Origin of the sequence: Moritella sp. F3, assembly GCF_015082335.1 — a bacterium.
Taxonomy (GTDB): Bacteria; Pseudomonadota; Gammaproteobacteria; order Enterobacterales; family Moritellaceae; genus Moritella.
On sequence record NZ_BLRL01000008.1, the window covers coordinates 1 to 24272 of the forward strand.

Annotated in this window: 23 protein-coding genes and 1 tRNA gene; all 24 read left to right on the forward strand. The window is 42.2% G+C overall.

The genetic code is table 11. The annotated features are described in order from the left end of the window. Positions 1–332: 332 nt before the first annotated feature. On the forward strand, positions 333–896 hold the full coding sequence (locus tag JFU56_RS23200) for a type IV pilin protein (protein WP_305798249.1): 564 nt from the start codon (positions 333–335) through the stop codon (positions 894–896). A 132-nt stretch (positions 897–1028) separates the two neighbouring features. Next, positions 1029–1114: transfer RNA gene (locus tag JFU56_RS14075), tRNA-Leu, on the forward strand. 124 nt (positions 1115–1238) lie between these two features. After that, positions 1239–1739 carry a hypothetical protein gene (locus JFU56_RS14080; protein WP_198437925.1) on the forward strand — a complete coding sequence of 167 codons (501 nt, stop codon included), beginning with the start codon at positions 1239–1241 and terminating at the stop codon, positions 1737–1739. A gap of 228 nt (positions 1740–1967) precedes the next feature. Next, positions 1968–3806, forward strand: a complete 1839-nt coding sequence (gene secD / locus JFU56_RS14085) for a protein translocase subunit SecD (RefSeq protein WP_374221048.1) — start codon at positions 1968–1970, stop codon at positions 3804–3806. A gap of 2 nt (positions 3807–3808) precedes the next feature. Then, positions 3809–4738: a protein translocase subunit SecF gene (gene secF, locus JFU56_RS14090; protein ID WP_198437927.1), complete on the forward strand. Its 930-nt coding sequence runs from the start codon at positions 3809–3811 to the stop codon at positions 4736–4738. A 324-nt stretch (positions 4739–5062) separates the two neighbouring features. After that, positions 5063–6532, forward strand: coding sequence for a sigma-54 dependent transcriptional regulator (locus JFU56_RS14095; RefSeq protein ID WP_198437928.1), 1470 nt, complete (start codon positions 5063–5065; stop codon positions 6530–6532). Between the two features lie 166 nt (positions 6533–6698). Then, positions 6699–7754, forward strand: a complete 1056-nt coding sequence (locus tag JFU56_RS14100; RefSeq protein ID WP_198437929.1) for a PAS domain-containing sensor histidine kinase — start codon at positions 6699–6701, stop codon at positions 7752–7754. A 4-nt stretch (positions 7755–7758) separates the two neighbouring features. Continuing rightward, positions 7759–9150, forward strand: coding sequence for a sigma-54 dependent transcriptional regulator (locus JFU56_RS14105; RefSeq protein WP_198437930.1), 1392 nt, complete (start codon positions 7759–7761; stop codon positions 9148–9150). 134 nt (positions 9151–9284) lie between these two features. After that, on the forward strand, positions 9285–9614 hold the full coding sequence (fliE, locus tag JFU56_RS14110) for a flagellar hook-basal body complex protein FliE (protein ID WP_198437931.1): 330 nt from the start codon (positions 9285–9287) through the stop codon (positions 9612–9614). 22 nt (positions 9615–9636) lie between these two features. Further along, complete coding sequence (gene fliF / locus JFU56_RS14115) at positions 9637–11346, forward strand: flagellar basal-body MS-ring/collar protein FliF (protein WP_198437932.1); 1710 nt, start codon at positions 9637–9639, stop codon at positions 11344–11346. Continuing rightward, the gene (gene fliG, locus JFU56_RS14120; RefSeq protein ID WP_198437933.1) at positions 11339–12382 is read left to right on the forward strand and encodes a flagellar motor switch protein FliG; all 1044 of its coding nucleotides are present in this window, start codon (positions 11339–11341) and stop codon (positions 12380–12382) included. The genes fliF and fliG overlap by 8 nt, the downstream gene beginning before the upstream one ends. A 27-nt stretch (positions 12383–12409) precedes the next feature. Next, complete coding sequence (locus JFU56_RS14125; protein ID WP_198437934.1) at positions 12410–13210, forward strand: flagellar assembly protein FliH; 801 nt, start codon at positions 12410–12412, stop codon at positions 13208–13210. After that, entirely contained in the window at positions 13210–14547 is a 1338-nt protein-coding gene (fliI, locus tag JFU56_RS14130) for a flagellar protein export ATPase FliI (RefSeq protein ID WP_198437935.1), read from the forward strand. The genes JFU56_RS14125 and fliI overlap by 1 nt, the downstream gene beginning before the upstream one ends. Positions 14548–14565: 18 nt before the next feature. Beyond that, on the forward strand, positions 14566–15012 hold the full coding sequence (gene fliJ / locus JFU56_RS14135; RefSeq protein ID WP_198437936.1) for a flagellar export protein FliJ: 447 nt from the start codon (positions 14566–14568) through the stop codon (positions 15010–15012). A gap of 81 nt (positions 15013–15093) precedes the next feature. Beyond that, positions 15094–16656, forward strand: coding sequence for a flagellar hook-length control protein FliK (locus JFU56_RS14140; RefSeq protein WP_198437937.1), 1563 nt, complete (start codon positions 15094–15096; stop codon positions 16654–16656). A 66-nt stretch (positions 16657–16722) separates the two neighbouring features. Next, a complete protein-coding gene (fliL, locus tag JFU56_RS14145; protein ID WP_198437938.1) occupies positions 16723–17229 on the forward strand; it encodes a flagellar basal body-associated protein FliL in 507 nt (168 codons plus the stop codon). A 7-nt stretch (positions 17230–17236) separates the two neighbouring features. Continuing rightward, complete coding sequence (fliM, locus tag JFU56_RS14150; protein WP_198437939.1) at positions 17237–18283, forward strand: flagellar motor switch protein FliM; 1047 nt, start codon at positions 17237–17239, stop codon at positions 18281–18283. A 9-nt stretch (positions 18284–18292) separates the two neighbouring features. Beyond that, positions 18293–18676, forward strand: a complete 384-nt coding sequence (fliN, locus tag JFU56_RS14155; protein WP_019441900.1) for a flagellar motor switch protein FliN — start codon at positions 18293–18295, stop codon at positions 18674–18676. Between the two features lies 1 nt (position 18677). Continuing rightward, positions 18678–19001: a flagellar biosynthetic protein FliO gene (fliO, locus tag JFU56_RS14160; RefSeq protein WP_198437940.1), complete on the forward strand. Its 324-nt coding sequence runs from the start codon at positions 18678–18680 to the stop codon at positions 18999–19001. Continuing rightward, positions 18991–19737 carry a flagellar type III secretion system pore protein FliP gene (gene fliP, locus JFU56_RS14165; RefSeq protein WP_198437941.1) on the forward strand — a complete coding sequence of 249 codons (747 nt, stop codon included), beginning with the start codon at positions 18991–18993 and terminating at the stop codon, positions 19735–19737. The genes fliO and fliP overlap by 11 nt, the downstream gene beginning before the upstream one ends. Before the next feature lie 114 nt (positions 19738–19851). Next, complete coding sequence (gene fliQ, locus JFU56_RS14170) at positions 19852–20121, forward strand: flagellar biosynthesis protein FliQ (RefSeq protein ID WP_019441903.1); 270 nt, start codon at positions 19852–19854, stop codon at positions 20119–20121. A 2-nt stretch (positions 20122–20123) separates the two neighbouring features. After that, a complete protein-coding gene (fliR, locus tag JFU56_RS14175; RefSeq protein ID WP_198437942.1) occupies positions 20124–20909 on the forward strand; it encodes a flagellar biosynthetic protein FliR in 786 nt (261 codons plus the stop codon). A 35-nt stretch (positions 20910–20944) separates the two neighbouring features. After that, positions 20945–22075 carry a flagellar biosynthesis protein FlhB gene (gene flhB, locus JFU56_RS14180; protein ID WP_198437943.1) on the forward strand — a complete coding sequence of 377 codons (1131 nt, stop codon included), beginning with the start codon at positions 20945–20947 and terminating at the stop codon, positions 22073–22075. A gap of 89 nt (positions 22076–22164) precedes the next feature. Further along, positions 22165–24264, forward strand: coding sequence for a flagellar biosynthesis protein FlhA (flhA, locus tag JFU56_RS14185; RefSeq protein ID WP_198437944.1), 2100 nt, complete (start codon positions 22165–22167; stop codon positions 24262–24264). Positions 24265–24272 lie beyond the last annotated feature (8 nt).

A 24272-nucleotide genomic window follows, 5' to 3' on the forward strand; every position in this document is an offset into this window, starting at 1 on the left:
TGAAATCGGTAGACACAAGGGATTTAAAATCCCTCGCTTAATAGGCGTGCCGGTTCAATTCCGGCCTCGGGCACCAACTAATAATAAAAAAACCAGCTTATAGCTGGTTTTTTTATGTCTGTAATTTAGTAAATGTTAATCATATGACTTCTTCGTATCTAACTGTTACCTCATCCATTCAATGATTTATATTTAGGTATTAATTGAAACGCCATCCTGTCTATTATTCTTTACACACATACGTTGATTATATTGTTAGCGGTTATTTAATTTTATTAAACCACACGTATAATAGGGCTATTATTTAATATAAAATACTTTATGGATGGTGAGTGAAGAATCAAATACAAAGTAAATCTACAGGGTTTACATTAATCGAGTTGGTCATTGTTATTATTGTATTAGCTATTTTAGCTAGTGTTGCGATCCCTCAATTTATCAATTTACAACGTGATGCTAAGATTGCAACCTTATCGGGTATTGCTGCGCAACTAGAAGAGCAGAGTAAGATCGCTTTTTTAAGAGCTCAGCTGGATAATATTCCCATTAGTAAGGACTGTTTTGCAGACTGTAATGGTCATCCTCATTGGGATATTGAGCTGGGACATTATTTTATTAATACTGCGGATGGTACAAGACTGTATATGGAGTGGGGATATCCACTTTATAGCCCTGTTGAAAATGATGTTGTCACAAACCTTAACTTTAAATCCGCGATGGGGTTAATTGATAGCCAGTTTGTGTTTGTCGATGGTTACTTTTTGAAGATCATTCCTGTGCAATGGGCTAATAAGCAACAAGAAATAGAGCAGGGTAATTATAAGTGTCACGTTGAATACGCTTCAGCCTATTCTCTTGATGGTTATGATATTAGGATTGTTTCTGATGATTGCTAGATGATAAATGAACAATTAGGGCGCATTTTCAACCATTTAACTTATGTTTAATATTTTATATTGACTCGATATGATAATCAGGTAAAGTAAGCGCATATCCGGTTAGGCAGCAGCTTAACAGTTTATCACTCAGCCCGAGTGGTGAAATCGGTAGACACAAGGGATTTAAAATCCCTCGCTTAATAGGCGTGCCGGTTCAATTCCGGCCTCGGGCACCAAATTTAGAAAAAGGCTTACCTAACGGTAAGCCTTTTTTGCTTTCTGACGTTTAAAATAATCCTTGTCTCTTTAAACAATAGTGATATATGATATGTCATTATCTTTTATGATTGATTATGTTCTATGTTAGCTCGGTTTGTACGATGCTTTACTCTGCTTTTTATTATAGTTGTGGGCTTTAATGCTCAGGCTAATACGCAGCTAGCAGTATCGAAAACGGCACCGGTAACACTATCAGCAACATTACTGTCATCATTCTCGCCTACATCCCTATTTGTGTATGCGAACGAAGATACTGGCGTTAACCAAGATCTTGGTGAATCAGAACAACCGCCAATTTCATCGAAAACACGCCATAATTATGAATTTGCTTTAACGGAAACGACCCGTTACAGCAGTGCCGGCCGTTTACTGCTAAACAACCCTGAACCGGACTATCAAGTCGAGATTGAATTATCGATTCCGCCATCACCTTCTTTTGTGATCGGCTATGCGGTTAACTTCAATTTTGAGCAATACTGGTTAACGAATACGTCCTCTTCTAAATCGCGTATATCTGGTTGGAAAGATTGTAATTTATTATATTCTCACCGCCAATACCCCACTGTGATGACATCTGTTTAAACAGAAATGTAAGTATTAAACATACTGCCTTTTTGTTGCTTTATCTGCCTATTTATTCCTGCCATGCTAGCGCGTTACATTACGTTATTGTCAGGAACTATACGCAAGTTAATCACCAGTATGCCAGCATTGTATAAACGCTTTATGTAACTACATTATGTAGCAGTCTATATAAATCTTTATACATCAATTTCCTATATCTGTTTCTGATATAGCGAGAAGGCATTGATGGACAGTTATCAAATGACAAAAAAATCAAATACAAAAGTACAACGTAAGTTACTTAACCACTATGCGGGTTGGAAATATGTGGTCTTAATCTGCACTCTTTTAGTTATGTTGCTCAGCGCTATTCCGACTTTATATGGTGAATCCCCTGCGTTGCAAATTAATCATCAGCAAGCACAAAAAACAGCAATCCATACACTTAAGCAAACCCTTGAAAATAATGATATTACGGTGACGCGTATCGATCAAGAAGGCGATAAAACCACCATTGTATTGGCAGAAAACAGCAGTCAAACACGGGCAAAGGCAATACTGGAAAGCATTTTACCTGCGGATGATGATATTACCTTATCCTTGGTATCTGCTGCGCCATCCTGGTTGCAAAACATGGGGTTGAAGCCGATCAAGTTAGGCTTAGATTTACGTGGTGGTGTGCAGTTCTTGCTCGATGTTGATATGGAACCGGTATTCAATATCAGAGCTCAACAGTTACTTGATAATTTGCGTATTGATTTTCGTGAACAGGGTCTGCGTGGCGTTAGGATCAATATCAACGATGAAAACCGCCTGCAACTAAACTTACCAACAGATGAAGCTAAAGTAGCCTTACTAAAACAGATTGAAACGACCTATCCGCAATGGAAAGTAATGCAAAGCTCGGGGTTATTCGTTGAAGTGGGTATGCCGCAATCTGAAAAAACCGATATTGTAAATCTCACCGTGCAGCAGAACTTACAAACAATGCGCAGCCGTATTGCAGAGTTAGGTATTACCGAGGCGATGGTGCAACGCCAAGGTGAGCACCGTATTCGTATTGAATTACCTGGTGTACAAGACCCTGCTACCGCTAAAAATGTTATTGGCGCGACAGCCAGTCTTGCATTCCATGAACTTAAATCAATCAGCAGTGGCAGCATGGTTGTCAGTAATAATGATGGTGCACCAATACGCATTGCCCGTGACGCCATATTGGGCGGTGAGCATATTATCGATGCGCGAGCTAATGTGGGCGAAATGGGCGCAGCCCAAGTAAATATCACGTTAGACAATGCTGGCGGCAAGAAAATGTCTGACTTCACCAAGCATAACATTGGTAATCCAATGGCCACGCTTTACAGTGAGTACAGCCGTAATACCGATGGTTCAACTAAAAAAACCAATAACGTGATTAGCGTGGCGACTATCCAAGCACAACTTGGTAGTCAGTTCAGGATCACTGGTGCTGGAAGTATGGCTGATGCGCAAGAATTGGCATTATTACTTCGTGCGGGTTCGTTGACTGCACCTGTCACTATTGTTGAAGAAAGAACGATTGGCCCTTCGTTGGGTGCCGAAAACATTCAAAATGGCTTTTCTGCACTGGCACTTGGCTTAGGATTAACTTTGGTATTTATGGCGCTGTGGTATCGCCGTTTAGGCTGGGTGGCGAATGTTGCTTTAGTGGCTAATATCGTCATGCTGTTTGGCTTATTGGCCTTGATCCCTGGCGCGGTATTAACGCTACCAGGTATTGCAGGGTTAGTGCTAACAGTGGGTATGGCTGTCGATACCAATGTACTGGTGTTTGAACGTATTCGAGACAAGTTACGCGAAGGGCGCAGCTTTGCACAAGCGATTAATAGTGGTTTTGATAGTGCCTTTAGTACCATTATTGATGCCAACATTACGACGTTAATTATTGCTGTTGTGTTGTATTCAATTGGCCAAGGGCCTGTACAAGGTTTTGCGTTAACACTTGGGCTAGGTATCTTGACCAGTATGTTTACTGGGATCATCGTATCACGCGCTTTAATTAATAAAATATGGGGTCGTGATACTCGTCATGACTTGAAGGTATAAGTATGATGACTATCAACATGAGAAAATTTAACAATAGCAATAAATACAGTAGATTACGTTATTTCAGCAGCGCTATCTCAGTTGTTTTTATGCTGATTTCGATGGCCTTCATTAGTATTAATGGCTTGAATTGGGGGCTTGATTTTACTGGTGGTGTGATCACTGAAGTACAACTTGATCCGAGTATCACCATGAGTGAAATATCCCCGTTACTACAATCGGCATTAGATCAAAATGTCAGTGTGATTGAAGGCGGGGAAGTGGGACGTTGGATATTACGCTATGCAGAGCCTGCAGCAGGTGTGAGTATTGCCAATATGAGCGATGTACTGGCACCATTAGGGACGAATATTGAGGTACTAAATACCAGTATCGTTGGTTCTCAAGTTGGCGCAGAGTTAGCGGAGCAAGGTGGCTTAGCACTGTTAGTATCGATGCTTTGTATCATGGCATATCTCAGTTATCGTTTTGAGTGGCGTTTGGCGTCGGGTGCGCTATTTGCTTTGGTACACGATGTGCTGTTTGTGCTTGGTGTATTTGCGGCATTACAACTTGAGTTTAACTTGACGGTATTTGCGGCGATATTAGCGATTATCGGCTATTCATTAAATGATTCGATTATTATCGGTGATCGTATTCGCGAGTTACTTATTTTAAAACCGACATTAGCGATAGCTGATGCGAATAACCAAGCTATTGCGGCGACGATATCACGTACTATGGTGACATCAGGTACGACACTCATGACGGTTTCTGCTTTATGGTTATTGGGTGGCGGTCCTTTAGATGGTTTCTCTACGGCAATGTTCATTGGTTTGATTGTGGGAACTTGGTCTTCGATAGCGGTGGCTACGACATTACCTGAATTTTGGGGGCTTAATGGCAGTCATTACCAAATCGTAGAGCTGACAGAGGAGTTTGGTGAAGGTTAAGTATATGACTAAGTGCATGAGGCCGGCTAAGCCTTATGCGCTTGTTACTCATACTTAGTTATCACGTGCTTACTTATAATACTGATTTGTTATAATCTGCGGCTCAGTCTGCCGATATTGTGATATAGCACTGACTATTTTTATCCTACCTTCTAATTAATTCTTGTGACTGTTTCATCTTGTTTTAGGAATGTGTACTATAGCCATGTCAATTAATTGGCGGATGTTGGTTTTTGACACACTTTGACGATTAGCTATTATCTAGTTAACAGTTAAAGTGGTTAACTCTTTTAAGTTTAAGTAAGGTTTAGCACAGGCTGTAATATGGATACTACTAAGTCAGTTTTTGTAATTGATGAGAATATTGAACGCAGACAAAATTTAGAAACGATCTTGTCTTTTCTTGGCGAAGGCTGGCAGAGTTACGATTCTCATTTCGACATTAGTGCGAAGATCGATCTTGCTGCAAACAGCGTTATTGTTTCTTCAGACAGTTACTCAGAAAAGGACTTCTCTGCGTTACTTGATGCCAATCCAATGAATCCGTTTTTAACTTTTGGCACAGAAGGTAAATCATCAGAGCAAGGTAACTTAATTGGTCATATCGAATTGCCTTTATCTTACCAACAATTGACACTGCTACTTGGACGTTGCCAATCTTATCGTCAATGCGTATCGAGTAAGTTGGGTCAATCACCAGCGGCCTCAAAAGCACTTATTAAGCAATTAGTGGGCCGTGGCGATGCAATTCAAAGTGTGCGTCACTTAATCACACAAGTCGCGACCAAGGGCGCTAATGTATTAGTGCTAGGTGAGTCGGGGACGGGTAAAGAAGTCATTGCGCGTTCCATCCATGATGCATCATCACGCAACGACGGTCCTTTTGTACCCGTTAACTGTGGTGCTATTCCGGCTGAATTGTTAGAAAGTGAATTATTTGGCCACGAAAAAGGCGCATTTACCGGCGCTTTTTCTGCACGTAAAGGTCGTTTTGAGCTAGCGAGCGGTGGCACACTATTTCTCGATGAAATTGGTGATATGCCGCAACCAATGCAAGTAAAACTATTACGCGTATTACAAGAGCGTGTTTTCGAGCGCGTGGGCGGCAGTAAAGCAATTAAAGCCGATGTGCGTGTGATTGCAGCAACACACCGAAATTTAGAAAAAATGATCACTGACGGAGAATTCCGTGAAGATCTATTTTATCGTTTGAATGTATTCCCAATTGAAAGTCCGGCACTGCGTGAGCGTCCCGATGATATTCCATTATTGATTCAAGAATTATTACGTCGTCACGAAGTAGAACATGATGCCACGATCTTATTTACCCAGCGGGCGATGGAATCGTTAATGCAGCATTCATGGCCTGGTAATGTACGTGAATTATCGAATCTGATTGAGCGTTTACTTATCATGACATCGGGCAGTATCGTTGATCTTGGTGATTTACCCGCGAAATACCGCTATAACGATGCGGGTGAAAGTCAGGTGAATAGTCATGATGTGCCAAGTGAGTTGGCCGAGCGTGATGCTATCTCTGCGATGTTCAGCGATGAAATCTTTGCTAATGTTGAAGAAGAGCCACAAGAAGATGGCTTTTTCTCTATGCCAAGTAGCTTGCCTGAAGCGGGGGTTAACCTGAAAGAGATGTTGGCTGAATTTGAAATCGATATGATCAAGCAAGCGCTAGATCAACAGACCCATGTAGTCGCGCGAGCTGCAGATCAACTGGGTATGCGCCGTACCACTTTGGTTGAAAAAATGCGTAAGTATGGATTACAAAAAGAAGCTTAAATAAAAGGCTCAGGCAGAATATCTAAGTAAAAAGCTCAACATTATGTTGGGCTTTTTTCGTTTTAAATTTAATATTGTAAATTAAAACAAGGTATTACAAAGTTTAATTTATTGGCACACTAAATGCATTATTACGCATGAGTCAATTTTTTAGCGGAGTACTACCATGGTACAAGAATCTTATCCCGGCGAATTAGCAGCATTACGAGCACACAAAGATCGTAGCGAAAAGTTAGTAGAAGCACTGCCGTCTGGGTTAGTTATTCTTGATGGCAACGGTATTGTCATTGAAGTCAATAAAGTTGCCGTGCAGTTACTTGGTGAGCCGCTAATGGATTCCCGCTGGATGGATGTTATTCAACGTGCGTTTACCCCGAAAGAAGACGATGGTCATGAAGTCTCGTTGAAGAATGGCTGTAAAGTGCAGCTTTCAATTACCACGCTTGGTTCCCAGCCTGGGCAATTAATCATGCTGACAGACTTAACCTATACCCGCCATTTACAAGAACGTGTTAGTCACATGAAGCAATTGTCGTCATTGGGTCGTATGGTCGCGTCATTAGCACATCAAATTCGTACGCCATTATCGGCAGCATTATTATATGGTTCTAATCTGGCTAACCCCAATCTACCACCGGCATCAAGACAGCGTTTTCAAAGCAAACTTATTCAACGTCTTAATGATCTGGAAAACCAGGTGAATGACATGCTCTTGTTTGCGCGAACTGGTAAAGATTTAGTGGTTGAAGAGATTTCGCTACAAAATCTATTAGTCCAGGTGCAAGCGGGCAGTGAAGCGATGATGTTGCAGACGAGCAGCAAGATGCAAGTGACGCTACCGGAACCAGATCTACTCATTTTAGCTAATCGCAATGCACTTTCTAGCGCGATTGGTAACTTAATACAAAATGCGCTGCACGCTTGTGGTCAAGGCGCTAGTTTAGCGATATCTGCAATCCGTTCAGGTGATGATGACGTGGCTATTGTTGTGACCGATGATGGCCCCGGTATTGCCAAGCATATGCAAGCACAAATCTTAGAACCGTTCTTTACCACTAAATCACAAGGTACAGGTCTTGGCCTTGCAGTGGTGCAAAGTGTCGTTAAAGCCCACCAAGGTCGTTTGAAGTTAGATTCAACTGAAGGTGAAGGCAGTAGTTTTAGTATAATCGTACCGCTACATCGCGTAGCAGAACCGCAACCAATGGTAATAGGTGGATAATAGTATGTCCCATTCTCAAATTCTTGTTGTTGAAGATGATTTAGGTCTTCGTGAAGCCTTGGTTGATACCTTATTAATGGCTGGTTACGAATGTGATGAAGTTGATAGCGGCGAAGGCGCACTGATTGCATTGGGTAAAAAAACCTATGATATGGTCGTGAGCGATGTCCAAATGGGCGGTATGAGCGGGTTAACATTACTACACAATATTAAACAAAAGCATCCTGATTTACCTGTGTTGTTGATGACAGCGTATGCCAAAGTAGATGACGCTGTAACAGCAATGCGTAGTGGTGCTGTGGATTACATCGGTAAGCCGTTCTCACCTGAAGTATTGATTAATCAGGTTGGTCGTTATGTACCGCCACAAAAAGAAGTTAAACGTACACCTTGCTATGGCGATGTAAAAACCGAGCAGTTGTTGAATTTGGCGCGTAAAGTGGCTAAATCAGATGCGACTGTGATGGTGACTGGCCCAAGTGGTACAGGTAAAGAAGTATTATCACGTTATATCCATGATAATTCGATGCGGTTCGATGGCCCATATGTTGCAATTAACTGTGCTGCGATCCCTGATAATATGCTTGAAGCGACGTTGTTCGGCTACGAGAAAGGCGCATTTACAGGGGCTATCCAGGCGTGTCCTGGTAAGTTTGAGCAAGCGCAGAACGGTACTATCTTGCTTGATGAAATATCAGAGATGAATTTAGCCCTGCAAGTTAAATTATTACGGGTATTACAAGAACGTGAAGTGGAACGACTCGGTAGCCGTAAAACGATTAAATTAAATGTGCGCGTTATTGCCACCAGTAACCGTAACATGAAGCAAGCTGTGGCGAACGGTGAGTTCAGAGAAGATTTATATTATCGCTTAAATGTATTTCCATTAGCTTGGTTACCACTAACTGAACGTAAAGGCGATATTCTGCCGATTGCCGAGCACTTATTAAAACTACACTGTAAGCAAAATAATATGCCAACATTGGAATTACTTGAATGTGCAAAAGCGAAATTACAGATTTATCACTGGCCAGGTAATGTCCGTGAATTAGACAATGTTATTCAACGAGCGATGATTTTAGCGGTTGATGGGCAAGTTAAGACTGAAGATTTGATTTTAGAAGATTTTACTGCTGCCGATTTCACCTTATCAATGGATGATTGCGTGGCACCACAACTGGAGGTTAAGACTGAAACTCCAGTTCGCAGAGTGACAATGCCAACTGAACCTTTAGGTAATGAATTACGTCAGCAAGAATATCAAATTATTCTGGAAACCTTGATTGGTTGTCACGGCGTGCGCAAGGACGTATCAGAAAAACTCGGTATTAGTCCACGTACTTTACGCTATAAATTAGCAAAAATGCGTGAGCAAGGAATTGAAATCCCCGCTTAATTAATGTTAGATGTTATTTAAAGGCCGCAATTCATTGAAATTGCGGCCTTTTTTTGTTGGCATAACAATTGCTTTACTTGATTAGCGACAAAATTAGTCGAGTAGGTCAAAAATATGACAACCAAGGATAATCCATGAATATCGCAGCCAACAACCTTTACTCTGAAATGCAAAGCATGTCGTTACAAGCGACTAAATTTGAAACAGATCCAACCGCGGTAAAAGCACCGAGCACGACATCGGCTAATTTTGGTGATATGTTGCAGCAAGCAATGGATAATGTGAACGGATTACAACAGAATACGGGCGATTTGCGCACTCGATTTGATCAAGGGGATCGCAGTGTATCCCTAAGTGATGTTATGATAGCATCGCAAAAATCTGGGGTGGCTTTCGATGCTACGGTGCAGGTTCGCAATAAACTGATCGAATCTTATAAAGAAATAATGAGCATGCCTGTTTAATCTCGGGTAAAGGAGTACTGCTGTGGCTGATACAGCTTCAAATACAGGTATCGCAAACAATAGCGATATGAGTAACGATTTAGCGCAATTAGATGAAAACGAACAAAAAAGCTCTGCATTTGGCTTTTTTTCTAACTCTGATGTCTTACGCCAAATTATTCTCATCTTAGCATTAGCTATCTCGCTAACTTTAGTGGTCTTTATTTTACTTTGGGGTAAAGAGCCTGAAATGCGTCCGTTAGGCACGTATCAAACAGCAGAGCTTATTGAAACACTCGAATTTTTAGATCAACAGAAAGTAGAATATAAAATTAATGGTGATACTGTGTCTGTGCCAGCAGAACAATATCAAGACATTAAACTTAACTTACGCCGTTCTGGATTAGCCACTGCAGAATTACAAGGTGACGATATCTTAATGAAAGATATGGGCTTTGGTGTCAGTCAGCGGGTTGAACGTGAGCGTTTAAAACTCGGCCGTGAACGTCAAATATCGCGTGCATTAGAAGAATTTAAGCACGTGTCTAAAGCACAAGTACTACTCGCTATCCCGAAAGAAAATGTATTTGCTAAACGCGAAAAGAAACCCAGTGCAACGGTTGTATTAACAGTACGTAATAGCAGTGCTATTTCTCAAGAAAATATTGATTCTATGGTGCAGTTAGTTGCTTCTGCCGTCCAAGGCTTAGAACCGACACGTGTGACATTAACAGATCAAAATGGTCGCCTGTTGAATTCGGGTAGTCAAGACATGTTAGCTGCGAAAGGTCGCCGCGAATTTGAGATGGTCAAAAATCATGAGCGTGAGTACCGTGAAAAAATAGATTCAATTCTGATCCCAATATTAGGGGTGAGTAACTATACCGCTGAAGTTGATGTGTCGATGGACTTTAGCGTAACAGAGCAAACTCAAAAACGTTTTAATCCTGATTTACCGGCAGTACGCAGTGAAATGTTACTTGAGCGCCAATCGATCGGTAATGGTAATCAAGGTATCCCTGGCGCATTAACCAATCAACCGCCATTAGATGCCGACATTCCTGAAGAGGCTGGCGAAGCTAATGCGGCCGCCCGTCCTATTGGTCAGTCACAAAAAGAATCAACGCGAAATTATGAACTCGATACGACGATCAGCCATACCAAATCACAAAGCGGTGTTATCCAGCGCTTAAGTGTCTCGGTTGCGGTCGACTACATCAACAGTACTGGTGCCGATGGTACCTTAGTAAGAGAACCGCGTAGCCAAGCAGAAATTGCTAATATTCGCCGCGTATTACAAGGTGGTGTTGGTTTCAATGTTAATCGTGGTGATAGCTTAGAAGTTGTTGCGATACCGTTTAATCGTCCGGAATTAGCGGCGATGGCTGATTTACCTATCTGGGAAGAAGAATGGTTTTGGCGCGCCGTGCGTATCGTCGCAAGTCTGATTGTGATCGTGGTATTAATTATGGCGATTATTCGTCCTATGATTAAGCGTTTAATTAACAACGAACCAGAAGAAAGCACAGAAGATCTAGATTTAGGTATTAGCGCGATTGAAAATGATGAAGATATGCAGTTGCTTACCGCGGATACCGATGGTGATACTGACTTTGCGATGCGCAGTGGTCATTTACAATTACCGAACTTACATAAAGATGAAGATTTACTAGAAGCCGTTCGCGCATTGGTTGCCAACGAACCTGACTTAACTGCATTAGTAATAAAAGAATGGATGATAGAAGATGCCTAATTCGAATAAACAAGTAGCAACGGTCGAGAAGTTTGATGCGAGTACCTTAACGGGCATTGAGCGTTCTGCGATCTTAATGTTGAGTTTGAATGAAGATGATGCGGCGACTATTTTTCGTCAGTTAGAGCCAAAACAAGTACAGCGCTTGGGTATGGCGATGGCATCGATGAAAGATTTTTCTCAGGTTAAAGTGGCGGGTGTACATCGCGCGTTTATTGATGATATCCAAAAGTTCACTAATATTGGTGTGGGCAGTGAAGACTTCGTTCGTAACGCCTTAACAGCCGCGCTCGGCGCAGACAAAGCTGGTAACCTTGTTGACCAAATCATCATGGGCAGTGGCGCGAAAGGACTTGATTCATTGAAATGGATGGATGCACGTCAGGTAGCGAATATCATTCATAATGAGCATCCGCAGATCCAAACTATTGTACTGTCTTATTTAGAGCCTGAGCAATCAGCTGAGATCTTATCGCAATTCCAAGACAAGGTGCGTATCGACTTAATGATGCGTATTGCTAATCTAGAAGAAGTACAACCTGCGGCACTACATGAATTAAACGAGATCATGGAGAAACAGTTTGCTGGTCAATCTGGCGCACAAGCCGCGAAGATGGGCGGCCTGAAAGCTGCTGCCAATATTATGAATTACCTTGATACCAATATCGAAGGTCAGTTAATGGATGCAATTCGTGAGTCAGATGAAGAGATCAGTCAGCAGATCCAAGACCTTATGTTTGTATTCGAAAACCTTATCGATGTTGATGACCGTGGTATTCAAGCTTTACTACGTGAAGTATCACAAGAACAGTTACAAAAAGCACTGAAAGGTGCGGATGATCAGCTGAAAGATAAGATCTTCAAAAACATGTCGAAACGTCAAGTTGAAATGCTTGAAGACGATCTTGAAGCGATGGGACCTATCCGCGTTAGTGAAGTTGAATCGGCTCAGAAAGAGATCTTGTCTATTGCTCGTCGCTTAGCTGACAGTGGTGAAATAATGCTCGGTGGAGGCGGTGGTGATGACTTCTTGTAAGCACATGACCGTTGATGGAATATCCCGATGACTGAGAGCTTAAAACACAATATGCCTGCTTTTGAAGGTTCTGATGAACACCAAATCGAAGATTGGTATTTACCGGAATTTGAGAATACCCAAGCGGCTGCACTTAATACCAATGCACTCGGTATGAAGCATGACTGGTATGAAGGCAAACAGAGTCACGAGTCTGTTGAAGAGATTGAGCCTCAACCGATGACGGCTGAGGAGCTTGACGAAATACGTCAAGCGGCTTACGACGATGGTTTTGCTGAAGGAAAAGAGCAAGGTTATCAAGATGGTTTAGCCAGTGGTACAGCGGAAGGACTTAGCCAAGGCGAAACTGAAGGGCTTGCGCAAGGTCTCGCGCAAGGACTGGCAGAAGGTCAGCATCAAATTCTAGAAAAAGCGACAGCTTGGGAACAATTGCAAACGCAAATGCATACCCCTTTAGCTGCCGTTAATAGTGAAGTCGAAAGTGAATTAATTCGTGTCGCTACTGGTTTAGCGGAAGAGTTAATTAAAACCGAAGTCACTTTTAATCACGATATCTTGCTACAAACATTAAAACTCGCACTAGCGGCGTTACCTGTGCTTGAACAAAAAATTACCATTACATTACACCCTGATGATTTAGCCGTGATTAATGAATACTATGCCGCAGAAGAATGTGCGAAACGTGGTTGGGTATTAATCTCAGAGCCGATGATGAAGCAAGGTGATTTGGTTATTAATAACGAAGTATCGTCGGTAGAACTATTAATGGAACAGCGTATCAAGCAGATGATGCGTCAATTCCTTATTGCCAATAAACCGGGTGCATAATGACCGAGCTCCTTAGTCGATTACAACAATTAAAAACTGATTCGTTGGCGAATAAGCCCACTGTTGCAGGCAAGCTGACGCGCGTGGTCGGTTTAACGCTCGAAGCTGTCGGTTGCCGCGCAGCCATTGGCAGCTTGTGTTCCGTTGAAACCGATAATGGCTTGATGGATGCAGAGGTTGTTGGGTTTGATGGTGATAAATTATTTCTAATGCCCAGCGAACAAGTCACGGGCATTATTCCTGGTGCAAAAGTAACTCCCCTCAATGAAACCCAAGGTATTCCGGTTGGCATGGAATTACTTGGACGAGTATTAGATGGCGTAGGTAAACCGATTGACGGTAAAGGCGAGATTGTTACCGGAGAAACCACCTCTTTTACTGCGAAACGTATTAATCCACTGGCACGTAAACAAATATCAAAACCTCTTGATGTCGGTGTTAAAGCGATTAACGCCATGCTAACCGTTGGCCAAGGTCAGCGTATGGGCCTCTTTGCTGGTTCAGGTGTCGGTAAAAGTGTCTTGTTAGGCATGATGACGCGAGGTTCTACGGCCGATGTCGTTGTGGTTGGATTGATTGGTGAGCGTGGCCGAGAAGTAAAAGAATTTATTGAAGAGATCTTGGGCGACGAAGGACGTGCGCGTTCAGTGGTTGTTGCAGCCCCAGCGGATGCATCACCTTTAATGCGCCTGAAAGGCTGTGAAACAGCATTAGCCATTGCGGAATACTTCCGTGACCAAGGTTTAAATGTCTTATTGTTAATGGATTCATTGACGCGTTTTGCGCAAGCACAACGTGAAATAGCCTTAGCCGTCGGTGAGCCACCGGCAACCAAAGGTTATCCGCCATCGGTATTTGCAAAATTACCGCAGCTGGTGGAGCGTGCTGGTAACGGCAGTGATGAACAAGGTTCAATTACCGCTTTCTTTACCGTACTGACCGAAGGTGATGATTTACAAGATCCGATTGCTGATGCATCTCGTGCTATCCTGGATGGCCATATCGTACTATCGCGAGACTTAACCGATGCCGGGCATTATCCTGCGATTGATATTGAGAAATCGATTAGTCGTGTGATGCCGATGGTCACGACAGACTTTCATCAAGCCGCTGCTCGTGGTTTCAAGCAAGCCTACTCGTTATATCAGCAAAATAAAGATCTGGTGGCGATTGGTGCTTATAGCCAAGGTGCTGATGCTAAAATTGATCGTGCTATTCGTTTAAAGCCAGCCATGGATCAATTTTTACAACAGGGCATGAAGGAAGTGATTCCATTTTCACAATGTGAAGAAATGCTGACCGCAATCGCCCCACATTTAGGTGTCGCCCTGCCATAATGAAACAGTGTCAATAATATGTCTAATACCGCATTAGAGCGTGTTTACCAGCAGCTTGAAGAACAAGAAAAAAATGCCTCAAGAGTCTATGCCATGATTCAGCAAGATGCTGTGCGTTACCATACTCAAATGCAGCAGCTAAGTGACTATCGTAAGCAATACCTGCAGAAGTTCACTGACAAAGGTGCCGAGGGTATCTCGGGTGATAGCTACGCGCATTATCATAACTTCATGAAAAAACTAGAACTCGCAGAATTTGAGCAAAAGCAGGCACTGGATAATATTCAACAAACAGTCAAGAACAAACATCTAGATTGGATGGAGATCCGTAAAAAACGTGATGCGCTTGGTTTGTTATTGGATAAGCGTAAAACAGCTGCTCAACTGGTCGAACACCGCCGTGAGCAAAAAGATCTGGATGAGTTTTCTAACTTCCAATATTTCAAACGTAAAAATAACCGTTGAACGTATGAATTAGCATAATCTGGCGTGAATTTTGCAGTTATATTCGCTATAACTTCTTATTAATGACATTTAGGCTTGACTATGACTTTCTCTCTACAAAAATCAACAGCAATGGCAGACACGCAGGCGGCGAATAATAAATCGTCTACGCTAAATGTCAAAGGTGATGCTGCTGCCGATATAGCGAGTGATGCGGAGTCGAATTCAGCTGAAAGTAGCTTTTCTAAACTATTCTCGCTGTTTAGCAGTGGCAAACAAAGTCCTGTGGATAAAAGTGCTATTGATAAGAGCGCGCTTGCCCAGAATAGCGTTGATAGCAGTACTAATCAGGTATCTGAGACTGGTGCGCGAGGTTCTATGGAGAGCTTAGAGGCAGGTATTAACGCTAGCTTAATGGGGGATTCTGATGTGAATGTTGATGATGAACCAAGTGTCATTAATCAAGCGGACAGTGCTTTAAAAAATGAAAGTAATGATGACTTCTTAGCACGTCTTGGCCAATCATCGATGTTGTTGCAAGATGATGCCGCCCGCGTATCGGGACAAGGTGAAAATAACGGTAATGAATTGCCTTTAGCGAAGCAGGGGGCGAATATTGCCTCAGTTTCAGAAGGCATGGCAGACTTATCTATGTTAAATAGTGGGGAACTAGATAGTAAAGGGCTAAATAATGCAGGGCTAGCCGCAGCAGCGTTAGAGACTGCTGGATTAGATAGTACTGAATTAAATAGTGCTCAATTAGATGGCCCTGAGTTAGATATTGCGACTGCAACGACAGACCCAATCGCGATGCTAACAGCCTCAACGTTAGCTGGCATGTCGACTGGTACGAGTCTAACTGATAATAATGGCGCAGCTTCGAAAGATGATTTATTGGCGACAAACGATGGCTCGGCTGATGGCTTATTGGATAGTTCAGGTAAAGCTAGCTTCACTGCTGCGTTGGGCGAAGCTGGTGGAGCAAAAAATACTCCGTTTGGTCAGACTAGTGCAATGGCTGCTGGTATTAGCGGTGCCGCCGCTGAGAGTAGCAACGCCGCAAACTCCACACTCGAACAGCAGAATACAGCGCCAACAGACGCTATTGAACAACTCGACTTTGCGCAAATTATGGAGTCAGCTCGTAAACCAGAGCCGTTAGAACAAGCCGCTAGAACAGCTGTAAAGCATCCGGTATTGACGGATGCAGAACAACAAGTACTTGATAAACGCGTTAATCTAAATAATAACCTAGCGAGTTCGGAATTAAATGAAAAAATTGCCATTATGGCGGGTAAAGAATTACAAACCGCAACAATTCGTTTAGACCCTGCAGAATTAGGCAGTATGAATATTAAATTGGTTGTGCAAAACGATCAGATAAATGTGACAATTCAAGCGCAGAATAATCAAAGTAGAGATCTACTTGAACAACAAATGCCGCGATTAAGAGAAATGCTTCAACAGCAAGGCATAACACTGGGTGATACACAGGTACAAGCTGACAGTGGCCAGCAGCAATCTGGTTTTCAGCAATCAGGACAAGAAAACGGACAAAAAAATAGCAATAACGAAACGAATTACGCGATAGAATCACAGAGTGAAGCCCCTGTGACTACTCAGTATTGGCAAGACTCGGCGAAAGGCGTAGACTTTTACGCCTAAACTGTTTAACCAGTAACTGTATCAGCATTCATATAGCGTAATAGACTATTCGATTTAAGGACGACAATGGCCGACGATAAAGATTTGAAAATAGAAGAGAAAGGTAAAGGTAATAAGAAAATTATTATTATCGCGGTGATTTTAGTATTAGCACTTGCGGGTGGCGCTGCGGCATTCTTTTTGTTAAGCGATGACAGTGCTGTAGCAGATAGTGCGGAAGTCGCCACTGAAACCGTCGATAAGTCAGCTAATCAGACCGCTTATTATGTTGCGATGCCGCGTCCTTTTGTATTTAATATTATTGGATTGAAGCGTGAACGTCTGGTGCAGATTAAAGTACAGCTAATGGTACGCGGCAGTGATAATCAAGAATTAGCGAAAGCCAATATTCCCTTGATTGAAAGTACATTGCTGCAAGTGTTTAGTGCCACAACCGAGCAGCAATTAGCGACCTATGAAGGCAAAGAATTATTACGTTCGGATTCGTTAACGAATGTGAATGACATTTTGACAAAATATACCGGAGTTGCAGCGATTGAAAAGATCCTGTTTTCCGGTTTTGTAATGCAGTAGGTTAAGTGTGAGTGATTTATTAAGCCAAGACGAGATTGATGCGCTATTACATGGCGTCGATGATGTTGAAGAAGATGAGTTTGACACCGTCGAAGACAGTTCCAGTATTGTTGACTTTGACTTTTCATCGCAAGATCGTATTGTCCGTGGTCGTATGCCAACGCTGGAGTTGGTTAATGAGCGTTTTGCTCGTCATATGCGGATCAGCCTTTTTAATATGATGCGTCGTACTGCAGAAGTATCCATTAATGGTGTACAGATGCTCAAGTTCGGCGAGTACGTGCATACCTTATTTGTACCGACAAGTTTAAACATGGTGCGCTTCAGACCTTTAAAAGGTACAGCGTTAGTCACCATGGAAGCACGTTTAGTGTTTATTTTGGTTGAAAACTTCTTTGGTGGTGATGGCCGTTATCATGCCAAAATTGAAGGTCGAGAGTTTACCCCTACCGAGCGTCGTATTATTCAAATGTTATTAAAAATAGTATTTGAAGATTATCACGAGGCATGGGCGCCAGTCATGGATTCAGAATTTGAATACCTTGATTCGGAAGTAAACCCGGCGATGGCTAATATTGTTAGCCCAACTGAAGTTGTCGTGGTGAGTTCATTCCATATCGAGCTTGATGGTGGCGGTGGTGACTTCCATATTACGATGCCGTATTCGATGCTAGAGCCAATTCGTGAATTACTCGACGCCGGTGTACAAAGTGATAAAGAAGATACCGATGAACGTTGGAGCTCAGCACTGCAAGAAGAGATCTTAGATGTACCTGTAGGACTTAGCACGCGGTTACTTGAAACTGAGTTAACACTTGGGCAAATCATGGAACTAAAAGTCGGTGATATTATTCCTGTTGATATGCCTGAAGAGCTCACTGTATTTATTGAAGATTTGCCAAGTTATAAAGCCAAGCTTGGTCGTAACAAAGATAATGTTGCGGTTAAAATAAGTAAAAAATTAAAAGTAAGCAACTTAGCGAAATCAGATATCGATCATGTGTCACTACGTGGTGGATTATTGACCTTAGACGATGAAAATGACGATAAATAGGGTATTTAAATGAGTACAGATCAAGATCAGATGGCAAATGACTGGGCGGCTGCAATGGCAGAGCAAAGTCATGTTGAAGCGACTGAGTTAGAAGATTTTAACAATGATGACAATGCATTTTCAGCGGAACATCAGCAAAAGCTAGATAGCATTCTTGATATCCCCGTCGTGATCTCGATGGAAGTTGGTCGTAGTAAAATTAGTATTCGTAATTTATTACAGCTAAACCAGGGCTCGGTTGTTGAGCTTGATCGTATCGCGGGTGAACCACTTGATGTGATGGTTAACGGCACGCTTATCGCACACGGTGAAGTGGTTGTTGTTAATGATAAATTTGGTATTCGTTTAACTGACGTAATCAGCCAAACTGAACGTATTAAGAAACTTAAATAATATGAACGATCTCGATATGCTGCAATGGCTATTATCATTGCTGGTAGTTCTTGCGGTTATCTTGATGTTAGCTTGGATTGCCAAAAAATCGCGTGTTTTTGGGAGTAATCATCAGCAGTTACAAGTTGTTGCTACATTACCACTCGGACCAAAAGAACGTATTATGGTGATAAAAGTAGGTGAGGAGCAAGTGCTTGTTGGCGTCACTGGACAGCAAATTAGTTTGCTTAAAGAATTATCGCAGCCACTGGAAAATAATCAGCCAGAGCTCAACCCATTTGCTACTAAATTAGCCCAAATGATGAAACAGCATAATGAAAAGTAAGTTTACGATCTTAGTCGCTTTGCTATTGGTATTATTTACCTCGACAGCATGGGCTGATAACTCGGTGATGTCGGCGGTAAAACTCATTACCAACGATGATGGCTCGCAAGAATACTCGGTGTCATTGCAAATTTTAGCCATGATGACTGCGCTCAGCTTCATCCCCGCTGCATTGATCATGATGACCTCGTTTACCCGTATCATCATTGTCCTGTCTATTTTACGTCAAGCGTTGGGCTTACAGCAAAGTCCGTCTAACCAAGTGTTAGTCGGTATTACCTTATTCCTGTCTTTTTTCATCATGTCACCGGTATTTGAGCGCATTAATGATAATGCCGTACAGCCTTATTTAAATGAAGAACTGACCTCGATGCAAGCTTTTGAGCAGGCAAAACTGCCGATGCAACAATTTATGTTAGCGCAGACCCGTGTGACCGACATTGATACTTTTATGCGTATTGCTAAGGTTGAAGCTAATTCACCTGAAGAAGTGCCTTTTCGGGTATTAATTCCGGCCTTTGTAACCAGTGAATTAAAAACGGCATTTCAAATTGGCTTTATGGTTTTCGTGCCTTTTTTGATTATTGATTTAGTTGTTGCGAGTATTTTGATGGCCATGGGTATGATGATGCTATCACCTATGATCGTTTCTTTACCCTTTAAGTTGATGCTGTTTGTGCTTGTCGATGGTTGGAGCCTGATTATGGGGACGCTGGCCGGTAGTTTTGGTTTATGACGACGTTCTACAGTGATTCATTTTTAAACCTGGGCTCAAATACATTCAGTAGCCCGTTCATCAATAAGCTGAGTAATCTGTTCATCAGTGAGTTTATAAATAGTTGGGAACAACATGGCACCTGAAGTCTTTGTAGATATATTTAGACAAGCATTATGGACGGTATTACTGTTGGTATGTGCCGTTGTTGTGCCTGGGCTATTGGTTGGTTTAGTTGTTTCTGTATTTCAGGCTGCTACATCGATTAATGAACAAACGCTGAGTTTCTTACCACGTTTAATAGCGACGTTATTAGCGCTTATTTATGGTGCGCATTGGGGCTTTGGCCGATTAATGGAATTCTTCACTAATATGATGCTACAAGTGCCACAAGTTATAGGGTAAAAGTGGAAATTTTATCGGCTGACATTATGACATTCCTGGCCAGTTATATTTGGCCGTTTGCCCGACTCTCGGGGATGGTAATGGTGATGATCGTCAGTGGTGCTAAAACCACACCGACTATGATCAGGCTGTTCTATTGCCTGGCGCTAACAGCGATGGTAGCCCCTGTATTACCGCCGATGCCTAATGTTGACTTATTTTCCTTAAGCAGCTTTATGATTATCCTGCAGCAAAGTCTGATTGGTATCGCCGTTGGTTTTGTGACGGTTATGTTGATTCAAACCTTTGTTGTAGCGGGTCAAATTATTGCAATGCAAACCAGTTTAGGTTTTGCTTCTATGGCTGATCCCGCCTCAGGACAGACTTCTCCAGTGATCGGTCAGATCTATATTTTATTAGGTACTTTGGTTTACTTATCGGTTAATGGTCATTTGTTTATGATCGAAACCGTGGTTAAATCGTTTGATACCCTACCGGTTTCTGCATCTGGTTTAGTGGCAATACAATACTATGAAATCGCCGGTTGGGTGTCGGTGATGATGGCTGCAGCGTTGAGTATGTCATTATCGGCGGTTGTTGCGATGCTAGTGATTAACTTTTCATTTGGTGTGATGACCAAAGCGGCTCCGCAGCTAAATGTATTCAGTTTAGGTTTTGCTGTGGGTATGGTCGCGGGTTTATTCATTATTTATTTATCATTAAAGAGCTTCATGTTTCATTTTGATGCGCAATGGCAAAGATCCGCTGAGCTAATTTGTTCATTACTCAATAATGCTTGCGCGTATTAGCGTTACTTATCACTTCAGGATAAAGGTATTTCCTCATGGCTGAAAAAGACGGTCAAGAACAAACCGAAGACGCCACCGAGAAAAAGCTCACCCAAGCCAAGGAAAAAGGCCAGGTCGTTCGTTCAAAAGAACTCGCTACCACCTTAGTTCTGACCGCGACAGGTGCTGCTTTTTTAGCTTTTGGTGATGCATTAGCGCGTGCACTTGTTACCAATATGACCCGTCTATTTCAACTTACCCGTGAAGAAGTGTTTAATCCGGAAGTCTTGATTGAAATTGTAAAAGTGAGTATGAAACCGTTATTTTGGCCTTTATTCGGCATTATGATTATCGGTTTCTTTGCGGGTATTATCGGTAATATAATGATGGGAGGAATGGTATTTAGTGGGGAATCTATTCGTCCCAAAGCCTCTAAAATGTCGCCTAAAGCCGGTCTTAAAAGAATGATGGGTGCGCAAGCCATGGTGGAGTTGATAAAATCAATTGCCAAGGTTGCGGTCGTAGTTACCATTGCCTTAATGGTGCTAAAAAATGAATTTTTACAGATCATGGAGTTTAGTCTTCAGCCATTACATATCTCAATTATTGAATCATTAAGTTTCTTAACTGATGTGTTCATTTGGCTTTGTGCCTCTTTAATTGTCATTGTTGCCATCGACGTACCGTATCAATATTGGAAACATGCTAAAGAACTGCGGATGACCAAGCAAGAAGTCAAAGACGAAATGAAAGATGTGAATGGTAATCCACAGTTAAAAGGTAAGATAAGACAGATGCAGATGGAGGTATCACAGCGCCGTATGATGGGTAATGTGCCCGATGCTGATGTAATTATCACCAACCCGACCCATTATTCTGTCGCATTAAAATATGATAAATCAGGGAGTTCTGCGCCGACAGTTGTAGCTAAAGGTGTCGACCAAACAGCATTTCGTATTCGAGAAATGGCCAAGGCAAATCAAGTACCTATTTTAGAATCAGCGGCTTTAACACGTGCGATTTATCACACAACTGAGGTTGACGATCCTATTCCCGAAGGCTTGTTTATTGCGGTGGCTCAGATCCTCGCTTATGTTTACCAACTTGAACAATTTAAGCAGCGCAAAGGTAATCGACCAAAACCCCTACCAAAATCCATGGATATACCTGACGATTTGAAATATTAAGGTCATTTGTGTACTAAGACCGTTAATGCTTTTGCCTTAGGTATGATTATTGCTTTATACTAGCGAGCATAAATTTTAGAGGTCTAGTAATGCAAGTAGCAAGTAATCTATCCAAAATCTGGGGTAAAAGAGCGGTCGCGCTAGAAAATGTCGGCACCCCGATAGTTGTACTAGCTACATTGGGCATGGTTGTATTACCTATGCCTGCATTTCTGTTGGATGTATTCTTTTCCTTTAATATCGCCTTATCGTTATTAGTGTTACTTGTTTCTATATACGTAAACAAACCCCTTGAATTTGCAGCCTTTCCAACCGTATTGTTAATCGCGACTTTATTGCGCTTAGCCCTGAATGTGGCTTCCACTCGAGTGGTATTATTAGAAGGCCATAATGGTGGCGATGCCGCTGGTAAGGTTATCGATGCTTTTGGTTCCGTTGTGATCGGCGGAAATTTGGCGGTCGGTTTGATCGTGTTCATGATCCTGATGATTATTAACTTTGCGGTAGTGACTAAAGGTGCGGGTCGTATCTCGGAAGTAAGCGCGCGGTTTACCTTGGATGCGATGCCAGGTAAACAGATGGCGATTGATGCGGATTTAAACGCGGGTATTATTGACCAAGAGCAAGCTAAATTACGCCGCGCAGAAGTGACTGAAGAAGCTGATTTCTACGGTTCAATGGACGGTGCGAGTAAGTTTGTAAAAGGTGATGCAGTCGCGGGTTTATTGATTCTATTTATCAATATAATCGGTGGTTTAATCATTGGTATTATGCAGCATGATCTGAGTTTCTCTGAAGCCAGTCGAATTTATACGTTGTTGACGATTGGTGATGGCTTGGTTGCACAGATACCTTCATTGTTATTGTCTATTGCTGCCGCGATTATTGTCACGCGTCAGAATAAAGATGAAAAGCTCGGTACACAGGTCAGCAGCCAAATGATTGCGAACCCGAAAGCATTAGCGGTTGTGGGCGTGATTATGACTGTAATGGGTATCGTACCGGGAATGCCGCATCTGGCATTTATTAGCTTTGGTTTGATCACGGGTGGTTGGGCTTGGTGGTTAATGAAAAAACAAGCTGAACGTGAAGCAAACCCAGATGTTATTCCAGACGATGCAGATGTCCAAGCGAATCTAAATGATCAGAAAGACCTTGATTGGGATGATGTGAAACCAGTTGATACTATCGGTTTAGAAGTTGGCTACCGCCTTATCCCTATGGTCGATAAGAGCCAAGGTGGTGAATTATTAAATCGTATTAAGGGTGTGCGTAAAAAGCTGTCACAAGAATTAGGCTTTTTGGTCCCCGCGGTGCATATTCGAGACAATCTAGATTTACCACCAAATTGTTATAGTATTAACATTATGGGGGTATCAAATGGCGAAATTGAAATCTTCCACGACAAGGAACTTGCGATTAACCCCGGTCAGGTTTACGGCAAGATAGATGGTATTTCAACCATAGATCCCGCTTTTGGTTTACCCGCTCTGTGGATCAACCCTCAACAGCGTGATCAAGCGCAAACCTTGGGTTATACAGCGGTTGACTCGGCTACGGTTGTTGCGACACACTTGAGCCAGTTATTATTAAATAATGCGGCGCAATTACTTGGCTACGAAGAAGTACAGAATTTATTGGACGTGTTAGCTAAAACGCATCCGAAGTTGGTCGAAAGTTTAGTGCCTGAGATTTTACCCCTTGGTGTCGTTGTAAAAGTACTGCAAGGGTTATTGAATGATAACGTGCCCATTCGAGATATACGTACCATCGTTGAAACGATGGCTGAATACGGCACTAAAACACAAGATCCAGAAGTATTAGTTTCCGCTTGTCGAGTCAGCTTACGCCGTATGATTGTGCAGGACATTAATGGCATCGACAGTGAATTACCTGTGGTGACATTGGCGCCGGAATTAGAGCAAATATTACATCAGTCTTTACAGGCTGCAGGTAGTGAAGGTGCAGGTATTGAACCTGGATTAGCAGAGCGAATGCAAACATCGTTAGCAGAAGTTGCACAGAATCAAGAATTAGCAGGGCAACCAGCGATCTTATTAACGTCTGGGGTATTAAGATCTACATTGGCTAAGTTTGTGAAACATTCGATACCATCATTACGGGTATTGTCTTACCAGGAAGTTCCCGATGATAAACAGATCCGAATTGTCAGTGTTGTCGGTCAATAACGCGTGAA

Coding starts and splice junctions, on each gene's coding strand:
- JFU56_RS14080 (WP_198437925.1), top strand. CDS start 1,239: ATGTTAGCTCGGTTTGTACGATGCTTTACTCTGCTTTTTATTATAGTT.
- secD (WP_374221048.1), top strand. CDS start 1,968: ATGGACAGTTATCAAATGACAAAAAAATCAAATACAAAAGTACAACGT.
- secF (WP_198437927.1), top strand. CDS start 3,809: ATGATGACTATCAACATGAGAAAATTTAACAATAGCAATAAATACAGT.
- JFU56_RS14095 (WP_198437928.1), top strand. CDS start 5,063: ATGGATACTACTAAGTCAGTTTTTGTAATTGATGAGAATATTGAACGC.
- JFU56_RS14100 (WP_198437929.1), top strand. CDS start 6,699: ATGGTACAAGAATCTTATCCCGGCGAATTAGCAGCATTACGAGCACAC.
- JFU56_RS14105 (WP_198437930.1), top strand. CDS start 7,759: ATGTCCCATTCTCAAATTCTTGTTGTTGAAGATGATTTAGGTCTTCGT.
- fliE (WP_198437931.1), top strand. CDS start 9,285: ATGAATATCGCAGCCAACAACCTTTACTCTGAAATGCAAAGCATGTCG.
- fliG (WP_198437933.1), top strand. CDS start 11,339: ATGCCTAATTCGAATAAACAAGTAGCAACGGTCGAGAAGTTTGATGCG.
- JFU56_RS14125 (WP_198437934.1), top strand. CDS start 12,410: ATGACTGAGAGCTTAAAACACAATATGCCTGCTTTTGAAGGTTCTGAT.
- fliI (WP_198437935.1), top strand. CDS start 13,210: ATGACCGAGCTCCTTAGTCGATTACAACAATTAAAAACTGATTCGTTG.
- fliJ (WP_198437936.1), top strand. CDS start 14,566: ATGTCTAATACCGCATTAGAGCGTGTTTACCAGCAGCTTGAAGAACAA.
- JFU56_RS14140 (WP_198437937.1), top strand. CDS start 15,094: ATGACTTTCTCTCTACAAAAATCAACAGCAATGGCAGACACGCAGGCG.
- fliL (WP_198437938.1), top strand. CDS start 16,723: ATGGCCGACGATAAAGATTTGAAAATAGAAGAGAAAGGTAAAGGTAAT.
- fliN (WP_019441900.1), top strand. CDS start 18,293: ATGAGTACAGATCAAGATCAGATGGCAAATGACTGGGCGGCTGCAATG.
- fliO (WP_198437940.1), top strand. CDS start 18,678: ATGAACGATCTCGATATGCTGCAATGGCTATTATCATTGCTGGTAGTT.
- fliP (WP_198437941.1), top strand. CDS start 18,991: ATGAAAAGTAAGTTTACGATCTTAGTCGCTTTGCTATTGGTATTATTT.
- fliQ (WP_019441903.1), top strand. CDS start 19,852: ATGGCACCTGAAGTCTTTGTAGATATATTTAGACAAGCATTATGGACG.
- flhB (WP_198437943.1), top strand. CDS start 20,945: ATGGCTGAAAAAGACGGTCAAGAACAAACCGAAGACGCCACCGAGAAA.
- flhA (WP_198437944.1), top strand. CDS start 22,165: ATGCAAGTAGCAAGTAATCTATCCAAAATCTGGGGTAAAAGAGCGGTC.